Origin of the sequence: Frankia canadensis, assembly GCF_900197875.1 — a bacterium.
Classification (GTDB): domain Bacteria; phylum Actinomycetota; class Actinomycetes; order Frankiales; family Frankiaceae; genus Frankia; species Frankia canadensis.
In genome coordinates this window covers 18,960-38,501 of the sequence record NZ_FZMO01000201.1, presented here as the reverse complement: position 1 = coordinate 38,501, position 19,542 = coordinate 18,960, and the positions used below count along the sequence as shown (strand labels likewise).

The 19,542-nt window shown below is 74.2% G+C and carries 10 protein-coding genes; 3 read left to right on the top strand and 7 right to left on the bottom strand.

All coding sequences use genetic code 11. From position 1 onward, the window contains the following. Positions 1–360 precede the first annotated feature (360 nt). Genes C1A33_RS16780 through C1A33_RS16770 form a run of 3 tightly spaced genes read right to left on the bottom strand, consistent with a single transcriptional unit; the run spans position 361 to position 4,120 of the window. On the bottom strand, positions 361–648 hold the full coding sequence (locus C1A33_RS16780; RefSeq protein WP_207770343.1) for a hypothetical protein: 288 nt from the start codon (positions 646–648) through the stop codon (positions 361–363). After that, positions 645–3,332 (bottom strand): SUMF1/EgtB/PvdO family nonheme iron enzyme, encoded by a 2,688-nt coding sequence (locus C1A33_RS16775; protein ID WP_101832423.1) that lies wholly within the window; start codon positions 3,330–3,332, stop codon positions 645–647. The genes C1A33_RS16780 and C1A33_RS16775 overlap by 4 nt, the downstream gene beginning before the upstream one ends. Then, positions 3,329–4,120, bottom strand: a complete 792-nt coding sequence (locus tag C1A33_RS16770; RefSeq protein WP_207770342.1) for a class I SAM-dependent methyltransferase — start codon at positions 4,118–4,120, stop codon at positions 3,329–3,331. Before C1A33_RS16770 ends, C1A33_RS16775 begins: the two co-directional genes overlap by 4 nt. A 176-nt stretch (positions 4,121–4,296) precedes the next feature. On the opposite strand from C1A33_RS16770, the gene C1A33_RS16765 reads away from it, so the two are divergent. After that, positions 4,297–5,505 carry a hypothetical protein gene (locus tag C1A33_RS16765; protein ID WP_243407634.1) on the top strand — a complete coding sequence of 403 codons (1,209 nt, stop codon included), beginning with the start codon at positions 4,297–4,299 and terminating at the stop codon, positions 5,503–5,505. A gap of 18 nt (positions 5,506–5,523) precedes the next feature. Here the strand turns inward: C1A33_RS16765 and C1A33_RS16760 are convergent, their stop codons facing one another. The 3 genes from C1A33_RS16760 to C1A33_RS16750 all read right to left on the bottom strand — a co-directional run bounded on the left by C1A33_RS16760 (position 5,524) and on the right by C1A33_RS16750 (position 15,533). Continuing rightward, entirely contained in the window at positions 5,524–11,592 is a 6,069-nt protein-coding gene (locus C1A33_RS16760; protein ID WP_101832422.1) for a hypothetical protein, read from the bottom strand. After that, positions 11,589–13,898 (bottom strand): CHAT domain-containing protein, encoded by a 2,310-nt coding sequence (locus C1A33_RS37965; protein ID WP_423748090.1) that lies wholly within the window; start codon positions 13,896–13,898, stop codon positions 11,589–11,591. Before C1A33_RS37965 ends, C1A33_RS16760 begins: the two co-directional genes overlap by 4 nt. Before the next feature lie 177 nt (positions 13,899–14,075). Then, positions 14,076–15,533: a hypothetical protein gene (locus C1A33_RS16750; protein WP_207770341.1), complete on the bottom strand. Its 1,458-nt coding sequence runs from the start codon at positions 15,531–15,533 to the stop codon at positions 14,076–14,078. 162 nt (positions 15,534–15,695) lie between these two features. On the opposite strand from C1A33_RS16750, the gene C1A33_RS16745 reads away from it, so the two are divergent. Both C1A33_RS16745 and C1A33_RS16740 read left to right on the top strand, forming a co-directional pair. Beyond that, complete coding sequence (locus tag C1A33_RS16745; RefSeq protein ID WP_101832421.1) at positions 15,696–16,625, top strand: NADP-dependent oxidoreductase; 930 nt, start codon at positions 15,696–15,698, stop codon at positions 16,623–16,625. Between the two features lie 402 nt (positions 16,626–17,027). Continuing rightward, on the top strand, positions 17,028–17,810 hold the full coding sequence (locus C1A33_RS16740) for a hypothetical protein (protein ID WP_101832420.1): 783 nt from the start codon (positions 17,028–17,030) through the stop codon (positions 17,808–17,810). 934 nt (positions 17,811–18,744) lie between these two features. On the opposite strand, the gene C1A33_RS16735 is transcribed toward C1A33_RS16740, so the two are convergent. Then, positions 18,745–19,167, bottom strand: a complete 423-nt coding sequence (locus C1A33_RS16735; RefSeq protein WP_101832419.1) for a TOBE domain-containing protein — start codon at positions 19,165–19,167, stop codon at positions 18,745–18,747. Positions 19,168–19,542 lie beyond the last annotated feature (375 nt).

Genomic DNA, 19,542 nt, shown 5'->3' with positions numbered 1-19,542 from the left:
CGCTGCCTCGGCGCCCGGCAAGCGTCCGTAGGATACTCAGGAGCTCACCGTCATAGGCCGGGACCGTCAGGTGGAAGACGACGAGCGCCCGATCCGGGCGGTCCGGTGACGGCAGGAGCAGCTCGACGCCGAAGACGGGACCTGCTCCGTCCTCCAGGCTGATCAGTCGATGCCAGCGCGTCGGTCGATCCGCTGTTCCATAGAGGATGCGGCCACAGGCCGTGCTGAAATACGTCCGTCTCGCCGCGGCGTTGGCCTCCACTTCCTGGTGGCGGAGCGGAAGCGGCCCTTCAGACCAGTCCGGATGCCCGACGATGCTCACCGCGCGAACCACGGCGAGTGAATGCCGCCCACCTGAGCCTATCGGTAGAATTCGTCGACCTCCGGCAGGTCCAGCCTGATGACAAAGCAGGCGCGACCAGAATCCGGATCCACCGCGAAGCGGACACGCTCCCCGATGATGATGGTCCGGAAACCTTCGGTGACGATGTCGCTGTAGTCGAAGCCGTAGGTCTCACCGGTCATGTCGTCACGGACGAGGTAGGTCGCGGTGACCTGATGGGGCCCGCTGCCGACCTGCTGCCTGTCCGTCGTCCGTCCGAATCGTTGACCGGCCACGGTTCTTTCCGGCTCAACGGTGCTGGTCACTGCCCCTCCCGAACGCAGCGAAAACCGACGGCATTACTGCTTCCGCGCCGCACGTAAAGTGCCTTCGATGATGCCTGAACAGCCCGGTATGGGTTGTCGTAGGAGCCTCCACAGACGGCCGCAGAATTAATCGCCCCGAAGACCGTCGATGTCCATTCCCAGACGTTACCGGCCATGCCCCTGATCCCAAATGGTGAGACGTTGCCGGGATGGTCGAGCACGGACATCGGTGCGCACTCCCGCAGACGGCCACCGTCGATCTCGCCTTTCCAGACCTCATAGGTGACCAACGGCCGCCCACTCCACGAGTCGGCGCAGTTCGCCGCAGCCAGGTCGAACGCGTCCCCCCACGGAAAGAGCCGTCCATCCGTGCCGCGCGCGGCCACCTCCCATTCCACACAGGTAGGCAGCCGCTTTCCCTCGAAACGGGCAAAGGCGTACGCACTCCACCAGCTCACGCAGATGGCGGGAAAGTCCTCGTACTGAGGGTCCGTGTAGTACTCGGGATTGCGCAGGCGTTCCCGCCACGGCTCGTGGCTGTGGTCGGGAGGCGTGTCCGGGTGATCCCACTGGGAGCACCCCTGCGCTGCCACCGCGGCGAGAAACTCGTTGTAGCGCCGGACAGTCACCGGAAACTCGTCGAAGAGAACCTCCTGTTCGATCCTGCGCATCAGCAGCCGGTGGCTCGGCCCGACCAGATAGGTCGCGGGCGGCACCGCTCGCGGTGACGATGCGACCGGATCGGCGCCCAGATGAGCGAGAAAGGACCGCACCTGTTCCGTCAGAATCGGCTCACGGGCGCGGGCCGCCTCCTCCCGCCCGACTGCCGTCCGCAGCCAGCGGGCCGCGAAGTACTCCTGGAACACGGTATGCACCAGGGCAACGTCACCATTCCCGGCGGAGCGGAAGAGTGGCGCCAGAAGAAAGGATTCCAGCGCCACCCGCCCAGCGGTGAAGCATCGGATGCCGACGTGGGTGCAGATGTCGGCGAGCGTGAAGACCGCCTGGTCCGCCAAGAAGGCCGGGCCAAGGTAGGCGTCCAGCGCGGCGCGCAGGTCGGTGAGCCCTGCGGCCGCGAGCACCTGCTCTACCCGGGCTGCGATGAGGTCGGTGAGATGCTCGGCCACATAGGTCGACGGACCGCCGGCAAGGCGACCTGTCTGCTGCGCCAGTCGCAGTTCGAGCGGCGACACCCGGTACACCCGCTCGTCCGCGTGCAGGTTCAGGTCGGTCAGGCGGACCACGCTGAACTGCGGCAGCTCCAAGGGGTCCACTCCCCCGGCGTGAAGCTGCTGTACCAGGCGTTCCGAGATCAGCGAGGAGCTGTTGAGCAGCCGGCGAACCTCCGGAGAGTCAGCGAGGAAGGAATACCGCGACGCCATCACGACCGTCGACTCCGCCGACATCGCCTGAGCGACGTCGGCGAAGACATCGAGGAACGCAGCCAGGCTCGTGCTGGTCACCGCCTCGTCGATCGCATCAAGCACACACAGGACGGATCCGGACCGGATGAGATAGAGAAAGACGTCGAAGACGCGATTGCGAGGCACATCCATGTACGGCTTCAGGGCCCTCGTCACGAACTCCCCGAAGTCCTCGACAGGATCCTTCAGGCTCATGTCGAGATAGAATCGATACCGATGGGTGATCGCTTCGCTCTCCGCGGCCACGAGCCTTTTGAGCAGGGTCGTCTTCCCACTCCCGGCGCCACCGATCACCAGGACATTGGCAGAGGTGCCGGCGAGGCGACGAAGTATGTCGGCCGCGTCCGATGTCTCCGTCACGGCCATCTCGCCCGTGCGCTGGTCCGCCGCCAGGACGTCACCCGCGATGACGATCGGCGACGCGCCGTCCCCACTCGTCCGCGGGTAGCTCGCCGCCAGATCGGCGACATGCGACGGAACGTCGATGATGCGCTCGACGAACCGCTGATAGGCGACGATCCGGATCTCGCCGTCCGCGAAGGGAGCCACCGGGGTGGCCGGCTCGTCCTCGACAACCAGAAACCGGGTGTGTTTCGGAAGCTGCGTGTCGAGAAGCTCTCCGCCGGTCTGGGTGAGAACCTGGTTCAGTTCCTCCAGACTGCGACTCAGCATGATCTCGACATATTCCGCCTGCAGGCCCACCTGCCGACAGAAGAGCTGGTACACAGTGCTTTCCGAGAGGTTGAAGAGCTTGATGGCCCGGTACCCAAGTGTCGAGTAGAGGCCGGCCAGGAACTCCGCCTTCTGCTCTACCACCGGATCGAGGCTCGGCGCGTCACCCGTGATCGAAGCGACGTCGGTCGTCGTGAACCAGTCCAGCACGTCCAGCAGCCGACGAACCGCGAGCAGCCCATCCTCCTCGGCGATGTCGTAGCCGTCGTGCGCGGAGCGGTTCCGGAGCCGCTGGATGTCGGTGAGAGCATTGATCACATTTGTGCTTCTGATGTGCGGGCGACATCCCTTGATCAGATCATTGAGAGCCTTGCTGGCGGGATCCCCGGGGACCTCATGATGCGCCCAGAGCTGCTTCAGCAACCTCTCGGTGATCTTGCCCACCAGCGAGACCGTGTTCTCGGGATAGCCGTCGCCGAGCGATTTTATCGGCCTCGTGAAGTCAAGACCGAGATGTCGCGCTATTCGATCATGACCGTTCAGCTCCGTCTGGAGACGATGCAGGCGATCGTCGACAGATTCGGTCACGATGTCGACCTCCCACGGCCACCGAGGACGAAGGCGAACCGGTCATGAAAGGAGAGCACCGACTCCGCGTGCGCGGCGTCGATCTCTGCGACACCTGCGGCGATCTCGGCATCATCGAACATCGACAGCAGGGACATGTAGCGGCTTCCCACCATCTCCAGGTAACGCGACTTCGGAATCCTCAGCGCAAATTCACGGTAGGTGACCTGGACAGAAAGTCCAGCTGCCCGCATCTGATCAGCGATGTCAGCGGGATCGGGTTGCAGCTCCTCGAAGCGCGCCATGGCGGCAGCGAAGAGCGGGTATTCGATCCGGGTCGGCAGCATGACGATGAGAAGGCGACCGAAGCTATCGAGTGTCCGGGCGAGCCCCGCTATCGTACGGGGACGGTCCGCCAGTGCGACGTGGTGTATCGCCTCCTTGATCACCAGCGCGTCGAGCGAGCCCGGAGGGATGACCGGCGGGACGGTGGTTCCGCCGACACCGGCGATCTCCTCCGCGCTTGCCCGGATGGGCCGCAGGCCCGAGTCGGCCGACAACTGCTTCAGCATCGCCGCCGACGGATCCACGCACAGCACCGGCGTACGCGGCCGCACCAGGCGAAGAACCCGCCGGGTGTACAGCCCTGTACCGCACCCCACATCGGCGATCCGGTCGTCCGCGGTGAGCGACAGCGAATCGACGATCTCACCCGCCATCCACTCGACGAAGGCGTCGCTGTAGGTCCAGTTCAGGTCATATGTGCCGGCGAGACGCTCGTAGTGCGCCGCTGTCGCACCCTCAGCCAATCCTGATCACCTCCACCTACCACCCAGACGGATCGTAACGGATCGACTCCCGAACGGCCCTGGATCGGGGCAATTGGGAGACATCCCCGGCAACGCCCCCGCAGCAGGCACCTACCGGGATCCTGTCGTGCTGTCCAGGTCGAGGCGGACCGGTGCGGAGGATAGGGTGCGCATTTGTGGCGGGTGGGTTGTGGGGTCGGGTGCGGGGCTGGTTCGAGGCCGATGCCGAGCATGTGACGACGTGTTTTCTGCCCGAGCCCGGGTCCGCGCCGATCTGGCCGGGCCAGGGATATCTGCGGCTGTGGCTGGCGGAGGGCTTTCTGGCGAAGGCTCGCGGCTGGGACGGGGACCGCTTTCCGGTGCTGCACGCGGGCGCTTCGCTCGACTTCGGCGGCACGGGGGCGGTCGCCTTCACCTCGTTCTCGCGACCCGCGGCGGCCTGGGCGGTGCCCGGTGAGCAGGTCGACTTTCCCGTCACCCCGCTGCTGCCGTTCACCGGCGGCGTCGTCGAGATCGAGGCGGCCGTCTACCAGGCGGTGCAGGCCGGGCCGCTGGACACGGCCGTGCGGCTCGTCGCCGGGTTCGCCGACCTGCTCGGGCCGCCGCTGGCGACCGCGGCGACCGTCGCCCGGGCGGTGTCGGCCGGGCTCGACAGCCTGATCGACGCCTCAGGCGAACGTCCCGTCCTCGGCCTGCACCACGCGATGATCAGCCCGGGCGGCGGCGGGCTGCCCGTGCGGGCCGGGCACCTGGCGGTGGTGAACGCGGCGCCCGGTTCGCTGCCCGGCCCGCTGACGATCGACGCCGGCGGGCGCCTGGCGCTCCTCGACGGCGACTCCGGCGGCCAGGACGACGGCCCGGGCGGCACCCGTCGGGTCACCGGCGTCGACTACCTGGTGGTGCGGGTCGAGACCCGGGCGGAGCACGACGTGTGGCTCTCCCCCGCGATGGCGGCGCTGGTCGCGCGGGCCCGTCTCGCCCGGGCGCGCGGGCGGATGGGGGCGTTCACCGACTACCGTGCCGAGGCCGTCACCACGGCCTGGACGTCGGACGACTACGTCGAGTCCGACCGGCCGCGCATCGCCGCCGCGATCGCCGCGGCCCTGGAAGCGGGCGCCGAGCAGGCCGCCGCCGGCCCGGACCCCGACGCGCACGACCCCGACCGCGCCGACCCCGGCCGAGCCGACGTCGCCGGGGCACGCCGCACCGAAGCCGATCCCGCCGGAGCCGATCCCGCCGAAGCCGGCCGTGCTCCCACCGACCGTGCCCTCGCCGGCCTCACCCCCGCCGACCGGGCGCTCGCCGACGAGGTGATCGCCCACCTCCCCGCCCGCGACGATCCAGGCCTCGCCGACCTCACCCTCGCCGACCTGCTCGCCGGCTGAGGAAGAACGCGCGCCCGTTCAGCGCAGGAACAGCAGCACGTCGCCGGCGGCCCGCGAGTCCGGCGTCGGTTCGTCCCGCCCCGTCCCCACGGCTGGCTCCACACCTGGGAGCGCCACCGCGGCGCCGGACGACGCACCGGTTCGCCGCCCGTGCCCGCCGGCCTCGAACGCGTGCTCGCCGGTCGGGAACACCTCGATGATCTCCTTCGCGGTGCGGGCGGCGAGCACGGGCAGCACACGTTCACCGGGATGCTCCGCCGACGGCGAGCCGGCTCGCCGGCCGCGGGAGGCGGTCGGCGCGGCGAGGGACGTCGCGGTCCCGCGCAGTGCCGCGGCCACCACGGCCGCCGACCGGTCCGGCAACGGGGGAAGGACGAGGACGGCCGGGGCGCCGGCGTCGAGGGCGGCGATGGCCAGGTCGACGAAGCCCTCGCGGTCGTCCCCGAGCGGGGTCGCGGGACCGTCGATCAGGTCGGCCTGCAGCACGGTCAGCCCTGCGGTGTCGACGCCGAGATCCTCGATGCCGAGCAGCGCGCCGTCGCCGGCGAGGGCGGGACCGGCGTCCGGGTCGCTGACCCGCAGCCGCAGCCCGGAGCCGGTGCGCACCGGCGTCCCGACCGCGTGCACGACACCGGGCACCGACACCGGCCTGCCAGCTCCGTCCGTCGGCCGCAGGTGGCGCGGGCCGACGTAGGCGCCGCCGGCGGCCGGTTCGCCGATCGACGGCTCGACAATCGACGACTCGCCGATCGATGGCCAGACGGCCCGCGTGCCGCCGCCGGGCGATGCCACCGGCGTGGGCTTCGGGGTGGCGGCGCCAGGTTCCGCGCGCCCGGCGCGTAGCCGGGCGAACACGACCGTGCGGGCGAGGGACGCCGGCAGGGCCGCGGCGAGGCGCGACTCCCAGTCACCGGCGCGGTCGGCCTCGTCCACGTCGAGCGTCACCACCCGCAGGTCGCGCTCCCACCCGCGGCGCGGGCCGAGCCGACCCGGCGGACCGGTGATCCGCTCGCCGTCCACCCGCCACAGCGTCCGCTCGCCCGGGCGGACGCGCGCACACCAGAGCCGTCCGCGCTCGGCGAGGCGTGCCGCGAGGGCGCCGTCGGGCGTGCGGGAGTGCAGGAAGACGGCCGGCGCCAGGCGGGTGTCCGCGACGTGGACCTGACCGGAGCGCACGGTGACCTGGTGGCCCGGACGCAGCCGGTACTGTCCGTCCTGGCCGGCGCCAGGCCCCCCCAGCCCGAGGACGACCCCGAACCGCGGGAGCGACCCCGACCTGCCAGCCACGCGGGACCTCACCACCGCGGCCACGGCCACCGCCGCCAGTACCTTCCAGCGCCGGCCGCCGGCGCCACGGCCCGCCGCGGGCCGCTCGGCGCCGGCATCGGCGACGGAGCTCTCCGGCCCCCTGTGGCCATGCACCGGTTCCGCGTGGGCTGGCCAGGATCCCGCGGGGTTGGCACGGGGGATGGTGCCCATGGCGACGCGGTCGTCCCGCGCGGCGGCGCCGGCGGGCACGAGCCGGTCGGTCCTGGCCGGCGGATCCACGGACATCCGCGCTGCGGTCGGGCCGGTCGTGTCGTCCCAGGGAGGGGGGGGTATGACGTCGGCGAGCAGTTCGCCGGGGGTGCGCGCCGGGTCGGCGACGGGCTGCGGCGCGGTGTCGACCTCCCAGTCCGCGAGCGCCGTGGCGGCGACCCGCGCCCGCCAGGCCGGCCAGTAGGCGAGCGGGCGCCAGTCCACATCGGGTGTCGGCGCGCCGCTGTCGAGTCCGGCCCGCTGCCGGACGCGCACCCGCAGGACGTCGGCCGCGGCGGCGGCGAAGTCGTCGCCCGCCCGGTGCAGGCGGGTGATCGTGCGCGGGGTTCCGTCCGGGGCGCGCAGCAGCGCGGCGGCCTCGCGGGGCAGCCGCGGCGCGAGCTCCTCGGCGACCCGCACCGCCAGGCGGGCGCCGGCCAGCGCCGGCATCCCGGCGAGCACGGCCCCCACCAGGTCAGCAGTCCCGGGCGGCCTGGCCGGCCCCGGTGGGGTGACCAGCCCCGGTGGGGTCGCCTGCGACGGCGGGGTGGCGCGACTGGTGTCGACGAGGGCGGCCAGGCGAAGGCGGAGCTCGGGGTCGCGCAGGCGGTCGCCCAGATCCTCGACGCTCGCCGGCGGCGGGGTCGAGCCGATGAGAAGGCGCAGCTCCAGCCGGTCCACCTCGGCGGTCAACGCCGGCCAGGACGGTTCGGTCGACAGCGGCGGGCGGAGGTGGCGCAGCGCGCCGCCGGCGAGCAGGGCCCGGTGGTCCTGGCATCGCCACCACGCATGCCAGCCCCCCGCCTCGACCGGCGTCTCGGGATGCTGCCCCTCGACCAGGCTGAGCACCAGCCAGGCCGCCGCGCGCAGCCGCGGGGATCCGGTCCGGGCCAGTTGCCGGATCGACGGGCTGAACTCGGTGGTCCGGTAGCGACGGCACAGCTCCAGCAGCGCCAGGTCGCAGTCCTCGACGGCGTCGGGATCGTCCCCGGCGAGCCGGGCCGCCTCCCGGTAGCGGACCAGGATGTCTGCGGCCCGGGACGGTTCGCCGAGCGCCGTCCAGGCGTCGGCGACCTCGACGGCGAGCGGGCGGACCTGCCGGTGCAGCCAGCTCGTCGGCGACCGGCCCGGCCGGTAGACGAGGCAGCCGTCGAAGCGGCCCAGCACGTCGCGGGGCAGGACCCGGTGGTCCAGGGCGAGCCGGAGGGCGGTCGCGACCCGCCGCTCGGCGTCGACATCGCCGATGCGGGAGAGGACCTCGTCCAGCCCGGCGCCGGACAGGTCGGGGGGCGGCGAGACGGGGTCGTGCTGTGCGCGCAGCCGCAGGACGGCGAGCTCGGCGCGGTCGACCAGCCCCGGCGGCACCGCCCAGTCCGCCCAGTCCACGGCGCCCGCCGGGCGCACGGAGGCCGTTGCGGCGGCCACGGCGGACGTTGATCCGGAGGACGTTGATCCGGCCGAGGTCGCGCCGGCGACGCGCGCCGCCCGCCGGGCCGCCGCGATCGCCGCGGCGAGCCGGGCGATGAGGACCGTCGGCGACCCTGTCGTGAAGACCTCCCCGGGGCGACCCGACCCGGGTGCCTCCTCGGCGGGGTTCGCCCCGGCCTCCTGCCCGCGGCGCGACGCGGCGGGACCGCCCTCGTCCGCCAGCGGCACGATCGGCAGGGATCCGTACAGCGGTCGACCCGACGGCGGATCGACCGCCGCTCGCAGGGCCAGCTGGGCGGTGAAGACCTCCGCGGCGAGCCGGACCACCGGATCGGCGTCCCGCAGTCGGTCCGTGATCGTCTGCCCCGGCGCCTCCGTCTCTCCCGGCGCGTTCGCCTCCCGACCGTCCCGACCGGTGAGCGGCCCTTCCGCCACGGCCTGCAGGGCCGCCAGCGCCGAGCCGGCGGGGACCAGGTCCGGCCGGCCGGCGAACGCGGTCACCACCGCCAGCGGATGCGCGGCGGCCTGGCGGGACGGCCGCCGGCGCGCCATCACCGGCCCACCCGCGACCCATTCGTCCCAGTTCGGCTCACCCCAGCGCGGATCGCTCCCGTCCAGCTCGTCGAGGTCCAGGTCGGTCGGCTCGGCGTCGATCAGGTCGGCGGTCCCCGGACTGGTGCGGGAGGTGAGCAGGCGCAGGGCCCGATCGACGTCCGGCGGCGAGCCGGCGAGCAGCGGGTTGGGTGCGCCGCCGGCGGCCAGCTCACCGAGCAGGGCCCGGCTGGCCAGGGTGGCACGCTGGCCGGGAAGCGGGTGGTGGGGGACGTGGTGGAGCACGGCCTGCCACAGGGGGCCCGCCAGCGCCTGCTCGCCGGTGTGGATGTGGGCGGCGGCCCCGGTCGCGAGGATCGCCGCCATGATCGTGGTGGCGGCGGAGGTGGGCCGCGCAAGCCCGTCGGCCGCCTCGGCGGCGTCGGCGCGGGGGCGTTCCACTCCGGCGCAGCGGGTGGCGACCTGCGCGGCCCAGGCCCATTCACCGGCCGCGGCGATCCGCTCCTCCAGGTCCACCCAGAACACGGCGGCCTGGTCGGCGGGTTGCAGGCGCACGGCCGTCTCGACCGCCTCCGGGGTGACGTCGCCGAGCGCGCCGGTCCGGACGAGCGCCGCCGCGTCACGGCCGAGGCCGGCGCGGTCCAGCGGGTAGCGGTCGGGTTCGGCGGCGACGACGGCGCGGATCCGGTCCCGCAGGTGCTCGTCGACCTCGAGCAGGCTCGGCCGCCCGTCGGGGCCCAGCGCCCGGACCTGCGTCCATTCCTGGGAGGCGAGCCCGTCGAAGGCGGCGCGCGCGGCCAGTCCGGCGCGCTCCAGCGCCGGCGTGACCATCGCGAGGTCGAACCGGCCGAGTTCGGCGGCGACCGCGAGCGCACCGCGGGTGTCGTCGTCGGCGAGGCGGTGGATGATGCGCCGCTCGACCAGCGGGTCGCCGGCGGCCCGCAGCACCCGTGGGTCCAGGTCAGGTTCGCGGACGATCCAGTCCCGGTAGGCGGCGAGCTCGAACGGGTTGTACCGCTCACCGTCCGCGCCCGACGACGGCGTGCGGGCCCGGTGGAGCAGCGCGGCCCGCAGCGCCCCGGCCGGTCGCGGGCCGGTCGAGGCCGCCCCGGCGGCGTCGAGGAAGCGGTTCGCCTCGGCGGCGGTGAAGCCGGTGACGCGCACGACGCGCAGGTAGTCGCGCTGGCGCAGGCGCGGGCCGGCGGCGCGGGCCTGCTCGTCCGCGGGCGGCACCAGGGGGCGGCGCCCGGCGAGGACGACGCGGACGTCCGGCAGCTCGTCGTGGAGGCGTTCGAGCAGGTCGAAGGTGCGGTCGATGGCCGGGGCGGCGGCACCCGGCGGGTACAGCTTGGCCAGCTCCTCGCAGGTGTCCAGGACGAGGACGACCCGGGGCCGGTCGAGCTCGCGCAGCACCCGGGCGAAGGCGCGCACCACCTCGTCGAACAGGGCGCGGACGGTCTGCGCGGCCGCCGCCCGGATCAGGCTGACGGTCGAGCGCGTCGGGCCGCCGGCCGGGAGGAGCGCCGATCCGTACACCGGCTGCGGCGGCGCGGCCCCGGCGGCGGCGTCGCGCTCGGCCTGCGCGCCGAGACGGCCGATCTGCTCGTGCAGGGCGCCGGCGGCGTCGCGGAACCGGCGGTAGGAGCTGTACCAGTTGCGGCTGGCTCCGTAGCCGGCCAGCTCGTCGGCGAGGGCCAGCAGCACCTCCGCCGGGCGGTGCTCGGGGTAGCGGGGGTCGAGATGGTCGAAGTCGACGCGGGCGACGGGGAAGCGGGCCAGGTCGCGGGCCGTCGCGAAGGAGCCGGAGCTCAGGTGGCGCAGCAGCATCGTCTTGCCGATGCCGCCGTCGCCGATCAGGTGCAGCGCCCACGGCGCGCCCGGCCGCTCGCCGTCGAGCAGCTCCTCGAGCACCTCCTCGACGTCCGCGCGGGGCTGGTAGTCCCGCAGGTACTCGGCGTCCTGCGCGTCGCGATGGGCACGGTCGAGCCGCCAGCCCGCCCGCCTGGCCGCCTCGGCGAGGGTGCCGCCGCTGATCGCGCCGACGGTCCGGGCCGCCGCGACGAGACGGGTGGCCGCGGCCAGCCCACCCTCGGCCATCACGTACTCGTCGACGCGGTGGAACAGGGCGGTGCCGGAACGGTCGGCGCGGTGCGTCCCGGCGACCTCCAGCCACGGCTCGAACGCGGCGGCGAGGTCGCGGGCGGTGCCGCCGGGAGCGTCGAGCGCCGTGCGGATGGCGCGGGCGAGCCGGTCGATCTCCTCGTCGACGTTGACCGGCACGTCGTCGCCGCGCAGGTAGCGCCCGATCTCGTCGCGCCGGGACAGCCGCAGCCAGAACACCGTGCGCACGCCCCGGTGCGGGCCGGGGGACTGCCGGCGCTCGACCAGGCCGGCGTCGTCGAGCCGGGCGAGAAGGCCGGCGAGGTCCGCGGCGGGGACGAGGCCGAACCGCTCGGCGGTGTCATCCGTCCACTCGGGCAGCAGGGCGAGCAGGCACAGCTGCGCCGCGTCGAACTCGCGCAGGGACTCCAGCCGCGCCCACGCACGCAGCGCGGTGAGGTCCGCCAGGCTGTCCGCGGGCGGATTCACCGGAACCGCTCCTCATAGGTGCGCAGCGCACCCTCGTCGTCGGCGGCGACGAAGACGCCGTTGAACGTCAGAACATTGGCGATGAGGTAAAGCTCCCGGCGGACGGCGGTGGGCATTCCCCTCAACTCCCCGAGACTCTTCTCGATCGCCACTCGGGAGGAGCTGCGGGCGGCCGTGTACACCTGGGGGTATCTCTCCTGCCAGGGATGCAGCAGGACCCACTGGAATCCCAGTATGGCGCTCGCCGGGGACATACGGGTCAGTTCGGGAAAGAGGAATCCGGGCTGGCCGGCCCGCTCGTCGCGCAGCCGGCGCAGCACGACGCCCTCGTCCTCGAGCAGCGACGCGGTGACGACGACGGGCACCGGCCGGTCCGGGGTGCCGAGCCCGTCCCGGTTGAGCATCGTCAGCAGCGGGCGCAGCGCGCCGACCCACCGGTGCACCTCGTCGCCGAGCACGACGACACGCGACGACACGCCGAACGGCTCCCCGAGCCCGGCGGCCGCGGCGGCCGCGAACGCGGCCAGATCCCGGCCGAGCGCCCGGCGCAGGACATGCTCGTTCAGCGGGCCGGTGGCGGCCGCGAACTCGGCCACCGCGGTGTGCAGCAGCGCGAACCGGGAGTCCGCGTCCAGCCCACGCAGGGCGGCGGGGGTGACGAACGCGGCCCGGCGGCAGGTCTCGTCGACACCCACCGTGCTCAGCGGCGGCGGGGCGATGCCGAGCGCGTCCGCCGCCATGATCGCCGCCTGGAGGACGCGGACGACGAGGTCACGCAGGTCCCGCGGCGCGCCACCGTCCCCGAACGGGCCGATGAGCAGCGGGAGGTGACCGACGCGCAGCAGCCGCAGCCCGATCTCGCGCAGCAGCCGGCTGCCACCCAACCCGCCGATCGGCCCCTCGGCGACCGCCGCGACGAGGCCGGGGCAGCGTTCGGGAGCCGGGTCGGCGAGCGACTCGGCCGCGGCGAGGATCGCCTCGTGCCCGATGAACATCGGCGCGCGGCGCAGTTCCAGCCGCTCGGCGGCGCGGCGCAGCGCGACGGCCGGCGCCGGGTCGACGACGCGCAGATCCGGCGGCACGCGCTCGGCGAGGAACAGCGCCGGCAGCGCCCAGTCGAGGAAGCGGCTCGGCGGATCGCCGTGCAGCAGCCCCGCCCGCCGCCCGACCGCCGCCGCCCCGACGACCGACGCCCCCGCCTGCACCGCGCGGACGAACCCCCGGGTGAACATCCGGCTCGCCTGCTCGCTGACCTCGCCGGACATCGCGACGACGACCGGCACGCCCCGCCGGGTGAGCTCCGCGGCGATCGACCGGCCGGCCGCCCGCGCCTCGTCGACCAGCTCCGCGCCCTCGGCGGCGCCGGTGGGGCGCGCGCTGCCGCAGGCGCTGAGGACGACCACGGTGGGCATCCCGGCCGGTTGGCGCAGCGCGGCGGTGAGCGCCTCGGCGTCGACGTAGCGGAAGCCGGCCGGCTCCTCGGCGTCGGCGAGGCGCAGGACGGCCCGGCCCTCCGCGATGTCGCCGTGCGCGACGAGATGCACGACGTCCGGGGCGAACCGGGCGCACAGGTCGCCGAGCTCGGTGAGCGACGCGTTCGTCATCGCCCGCGAGACGCACAGCCCCTCCGCGTCGAAGCCGCGCATCAGCCCCATGAACATGGCGCCCGGGCGGATCACCGCGTCCTCCAGGGCGGAACCCGCGGCGAACAGCACCCGCGGCAGTCGCCGGATCGTGGCCGGCGCGGGTGTCGCCGCGGGCACCACCCGGGTGAGCGCCACCAGCAATCTTGGATGCCCCACGAGCGGGGCCTCGCCGTCGTGCATCGCCTCCCACACCAGCGCGCCGAGGGCGAGGTCGTCGGCCGGCCAGCGCAGCGCGAGCTCCACCGCGTGCGCCGCCGGCCCGTCGCCCGGGCGCGGTCCGGGATCCGCCGGGCGGGTGGCGGCGGCGAGGATCGCCGGCCAGGCGGGGGCGAGCAGGCACTCGAACAGCCATCTGCCGTACAGCTCGGCGTCACCGGCCCGCAGGTCGCGGCCGGTGATGCGGGCGAGCAGCGCGCAGACCGCGCCCGCGTCGCCGGCGCACAGGGCGACGAGCTCCTCGGGAGCCGAGGCACCGAGCTGGTGGCGGCGCCCGGCCGGCAGCGCCGGGATCTGGCGCGGGAAGCCGTCGACGTCCGTCACCGTGACCGCGCCCACGCCGTACCCGACCGGCGGCGGGCCGGAACCGGCCGGGAGGCGGACCTCGACGGCCCATCCGCCGTCGCGGCGCTCGACCTCCACCAGCACCCGGGGAATCGTCACCGGCCTCCGGCCATCGTCGGGGACCACCGTGTCCGCACCGCGCACCTCCACCGGGCGCCGCCCGCGCGCGCCCTCACGTTCCGGGTGCCCGAGCACGACGCCCGGGCACCGATCTGCGTGCCCGTCCGCTGGGCGTGCCGGCGGCGTCAACGATCCGCCACCGCCGTCAACCCGTGGTCAAGGAGGTGGGCACGGGGCGACGGCGGCGAGGTCAGGGGCGCCGTCGACGGCCGATTCCGGCAACTCCTGGAGCAGCGGGTCCCCCAGCAGGCGGCCGGTGAGGCGGTCGGCGACGGCGGCGAGGTCACCGGGCGGGATCGGCGGGGCGGCGAGCACGCCGTCGGGCCCGCAGCCGCGCAGCAGCTCGACCAGGCGGCGATGCACATCGGCCAGGGCCGCCGGCGCCACGGTGGTCGCGGCCGCGATCCCGGCCTGGACGGCGAGGCGGGCCGCCGGCGGGGTTCGGCGCGCGGGCGAGGTGATCGGCACCGGGTCGCGGCGCAGTGCCGCCGCCCAGCTCGCGACCCGCCCACGCGCCGCGTACCAGCCGGGGTCGACACGGCCGAGGCCGAGCAGCGTCGTCCCGCCGACGGGCAGAGCGAGCAGCGCGGCGGCGACCGCGGGCACGACGGCGAGATGCCGCCGCACCTCCTCGGCGCCCCCCTCGAAGGGCTCAGCGGGCCCGCCCCGTACGCGGCGGGTCAGCTCGGCGAGCAGCGCGCGGCGCACGAGCGCAGGCGGGTAGGGGCTGCCGGGACGCGCGCCCCCGGCGAGCCGCGCGGACCCGCCGTGCTCCAGCTCGTCGACGGTCCACACCGCGGCGTCCGCGACCATCACCGCGGCGAACGCGTCCGCGAACAGCTCCGCCTGCCACGCCACCCACTGCCCGGCGAGCTCGGCCCGCTCACCCGGCAGGCCCGCCGCGGCGCCGGGCCCGCCGACCGCCGCGGCGAGGGCCTCGCGGGTGCGCTCGGCGAGGTCCGGCGCCAGATCCCGCTGGAGGTGATGGCCGGTCTCGTGCGCGGCGAGCGCGAGCCACCACGCCTCCCGCGTCGACCATTCCGGCAGGGCGATGGTCGGGATCGGCAGCTCGCCCAGCAGGGCGCGGACCGCGTCGCCCACCGCGTCGGTGCGGGCCGGGGGACGCAGCTGGGACGGCACGGCGGCGCGGGTGAGCGCGAAGGCGTTGAACCGCGGGTCCACGTAGGCCAGCGGCCCGGTCGGCGCCGGGCGCCCGAGGGCGGCGAACGGCGGGGCCCAGCAGGAGCGGACGACCTCGTCGGCGGCGAGCAGCACCGGGCCGAGCCGTTCGTCGAGGCGCTGGTCGTAGCGCTCGCGGTACCAGTCGAAGGTGCGCCGGACGACGGTGAGCACGGTGTCGACGGCGCGGCAGCCGTCGTAGGCGGCGCCGACCCCCGCGGCGGTGCGCAGGTCGTCGAGCCGGCCGGCGAGCGCGTCGAGCATCCGGCCGAGGACCGTGCCGAGCACCGTCAGGTGGTTGTCGAACCGGGCGAACCGCGGGTCACCGGACCGGGCGCCGAGCCAGCCGGCGACGTCCTGGCGGGCCTGCGCGACCGCGGCGGCCGACCGGTCGATGCGGCGCCGACCGCGATCGTCCCCGAGATCCACCCGCATGGGCGCAAGAGTACCCAGGCAACCACAAAGCGTCCCGTCCGGCGTCGCGTCCGGCCCGATCTCCCGCCCCCCGCACCGGGACGGCGCCGGAACGGATCGGGGCACTGTGACGCAGATGACTCCGCAAGGGTGTCGTGGCTAGCATCGGCAGATGTGAGAGCCGTGGGAGTCACCGACTTCGGTGGGCCGGAGGCCCTGCGCATCCTGGAACTGCCGGATAGGCATGCCGGGCCGGGTGAGGTGCGGATCCGGGCCAGCGCCGCCACCGTCAACCCGGCCGACACGCACGTTCGGGACGGGAGCCAGGCCAGGTGGCAGCGCCTGTCCGACCCGCCCTACGTGCCCGGGATGGACGTCGCCGGAGTGATCGACGAGATCGGCGAGGGCGTGGAGACCGACCTCGCCATCGGCGACCACGTCATGGCGGTGGTGATACCGAAGGCGTCGCACGGCGGCTACGCCGAGCAGATCGTGGTGCCGGCGGAGTCGGTGGCGCGGGTGCCGGCGGGCGTCGACGACGCCGCCGCCTCGACGCTGCCGATGAACGGGCTCACCGCGCGGCTCGCCCTCGACCTGCTGGGCCTCGCCCCCGGCAGCACCCTGGCGGTGACGGGCGCGGCCGGCTGCTTCGGTGGTTACGCCGTGCAGCTCGCGAAGGTCGACGGGCTGCGGGTGGTGGCGGACGCGTCCGAGGCGGACGAGGAGCTCGTGCGCGGCTTCGGCGCGGACATCGTGGTGCGCCGCGGGTCGGATGTCGCCGAGCGGATCCGGGCCGCGGTGCCGGGCGGCGTCGACGCCGTGGCCGACGGGTCGGTCCAGCACGCGGCGCTGCTCGGCGCCATCCGCGACGGCGGGGCGCTCACGGCACTGCGGCCGTTCGAGGGCGACACCGAGCGCGCCATCACCATTCACCAGGTATGGGTGAACAGCTACCTGCGCGAGCAGGCGCGGCTCGACGGGCTGCGGGAGCTCGTCGAGCGGGACGCGCTCACCCTGCGGGTGGCGCGGACGATCCCGGTGCGGCGGGCCGCCGAGGCACACCGCATCCTCGAGCGAGGCGGCACCCGCGGCAGACTCGTCCTCACCTGGTGAGACCCGGCGTGCGGTGGGCACGTGCGGTGCAACGGGGACGTGCGGGACCGCACCCGTCCGTTGCGCTCTGTCGTGAATCGGCCCAGCACGGTGTGATGTGTCCACCGGCGGACGCGCAGCCCGCGTCCCAGCACACCGAGGCGAGGAGGACACCTGGTGAGAACGACGGGGACCTCCTCCTGGGACGGCGGATTCCGCCGAGGGTTGCTGCCCCGCCCGCATCCGATCACCCACCGCACTGGGCGGATCAGCACGCGGGCAGGCAGGGGCGGTGAGGCACACCGGGAGAGGACCTCGGACATCGCCTGCACAGGTCCTCTCCCGGACCCTGTCCACGCACTCCACCCCGGCACCCGGCCCGGCACGACCACCCGCTCCGCCCAGCCCACCCACGCCTGCCGCGTGGCCCGACCAAGCCACGCGGCCCGCCCCGACCAGAACCAGCACCCCGACCAGAACCAGCGCCCCGACCGGACCCAGACGGCCGACCAGATCCAGGACACCGGCGTCGACCCGCCTCCCGGACCCGGCAGGCAGGACGGCCGCGGGCCCGGCACGGACCATCGCGTGGTCACCGCGGGGCCCCCGCCCTACTGGCGACGCCCGGCGTGCGCCCCGGGACTGCGCTTCGCCAGCCGGGACGGCGAGCTGATCATTCGCTACCGCTACGCGGGGCGGACCCGTGAACTGCGGGTTCCCGCCGCTCTCTGGGCGCCGTTCGTCGAGGAGGTCCGGCACGGCCGGCTCGACCGGCTGGCCTCCATCGACGGGCAGCCGGCCTGGACGCAGTGGGGCGGCGGGGCCGGTCAGGCGGCCCGCTGCCCACCTGACGAGATCCTGCTCCGCTACGGCGCCGAGCCCACCGTGCGGGAGAGCAGGCTACCCATGGTCATCTGGGATCAGATCCTGGTCGCGGTCCGCGCCCATGCCATCGACGACCTTGACCATCCCCCCCTCCAGGGCGACAGTACGGTGGGCGCGCGACGGCCGACCGGCTTCCTGACCCTGCACGGCGCCGCCCTCGGCCCGCGCGGCTCGGCGATCGGCCAACCCGACCGGGTCGCGGTCCCGCCCCCGACGGCCCACCGGCACGAGCACCAGCACGACGACCAGCCCCTCCCTGCCGGCCAGCACGGGCAGGAGGATCGCCACCCCCGCCACCAGCAACCCGACACAACGGGATAACCGGACCGGCGGGCTGCCCGCCGCACCCCTCACGGCGGGCGGCCCGCCCGATCCGGGCCATCGCTCCACCGACAGCGCCCACCCGTCCCCCTGAGCCCGCCGACGTCACGGGCTCCCCACAGCCAGGCTGCCCACCGGGTGCACCGTGCGCCGGCGTGCGACCCCACCGGATCCGACCAAGGACGGTGCGAGGGTCCGCCGTAGACGCCGACCGGTGGGCAGCCCCCCTCGCGGCCGGAGGCCATCGCCTCGGGCCGCGGCACTCCCGGCACCATGCCCGGGCCTGATCGACGGGCCGCCCGCCGCCCCACCCCACCGGCGGGCGGCCTGTCCCTCTCCGTACGTACGACCACCCCGCCGGCCCTTGGTCCAGTGTTCCGGGCGGTCCGCCGGACCACGGACGCCCGAGCGCGGCGACACCTCGGTGTGCCCCGGCTCGTCACCGTTCAGGTCATGGCACGCGCACGCCCTGCCTCCCCCAGCCGGGGGAGCCCGCATCGCCGATCCGGGCCAGCACCTCCCGGTCGGATCGGACGGGGCCGGCTCGTCGCCGGCAGCGGTGGCACCTCCACCCGCCACGCTCGGCACCGGTGTCGCCGCCCGCGGGCCCTTCGCGGCGGGGCGTGGGCGCACAGTCCCGTCCCCCGACGCACCGGGTCCGGACCACCGGCCGGCCCCCGCCGCGGCCACACCCCTGCTCTCGCGCCCAGCCCACGGCACGATCCGCGCACGAAGGAACGCGAAGGAACGCGAAGGAACCCGGTTGAGCCCGGTCAGGCCCGCCGTCCGTGGCGCGACACGCGGGCAACGCGAAGCGCCGACCGGCGGGGTGTCCGGTCGGCGCGACGGCATGGCTCGCAGAGCCGGCCCATGGGCGGGCCCGTCCAGGTGACGGGCGGCGCGGCGGCGTCCGCGGGCCCGGCCGAGGGATGGGTCAGGGCGCGGAGAAGGAGACCTCCGTCGACTTGATCAGCGCGGTGACCTGCGCCCCGGGCCCGAGATCCAGCTCGTCGACGGCCGCCCGGGTGATCGCGGCGGTGATCTCCTGCCCGTCGCCGAGCTCGATGCGGACGACCGACATGGCCCCGCCCGAGTCGACGTCGACGAGCGTGCCGCGCAGCTTGTTGCGGATGCTCAGACCCGCGGTGTCGCTCGTTGCCACGGAGATGTCGGTGGACTTGATGAGCGCCTCGACGGTGCTGCCCACGCCGACGCCAAGTTCCTTGATCGCATCCATGGTGACCGTGGCGGTCAGCGTCTGACCGCCGGGAATCCCGATACCGACGGTACCCATGACGGCACCCTCGACAATCTCCGTGATAGTTCCCGTGAATCGGTTGCGAATACTAAGGACCATAGAAAAACTGTACTCGATCGATGTATCGAGGGGGTGCCGGAGCGCGTCGGCGCCCGACCCACCCGCATCACCCGGGAGCGCCGCCCCGGCATCGCGAGCACCCGCTCCGACCCTCGGAGTTCCTGGTCACACCGGCGGACACGAAACCATCCCGAACCACGTCTTGTCCGCATCCACGGACCCCGTGCCAACTTCCATCCCGCATCTGCGTGGAAATTGCTACCATCGACCCGTAGATACGGATGAACGCCCACCGCAATCCACCCGCAATCCTCGGGTGGGTCGCCGCGGCCGGAGGGAGACAGGTGATGACCGCGCAGCCCAGCGTCATCACGACCATCATCGCGCCCCTCGGCATTGCCGCCAGCGCACGGA

Coding starts and splice junctions, on each gene's coding strand:
- C1A33_RS16735 (WP_101832419.1), bottom strand. CDS start 19,167: ATGGTCCTTAGTATTCGCAACCGATTCACGGGAACTATCACGGAGATT.
- C1A33_RS16750 (WP_207770341.1), bottom strand. CDS start 15,533: ATGCGGGTGGATCTCGGGGACGATCGCGGTCGGCGCCGCATCGACCGG.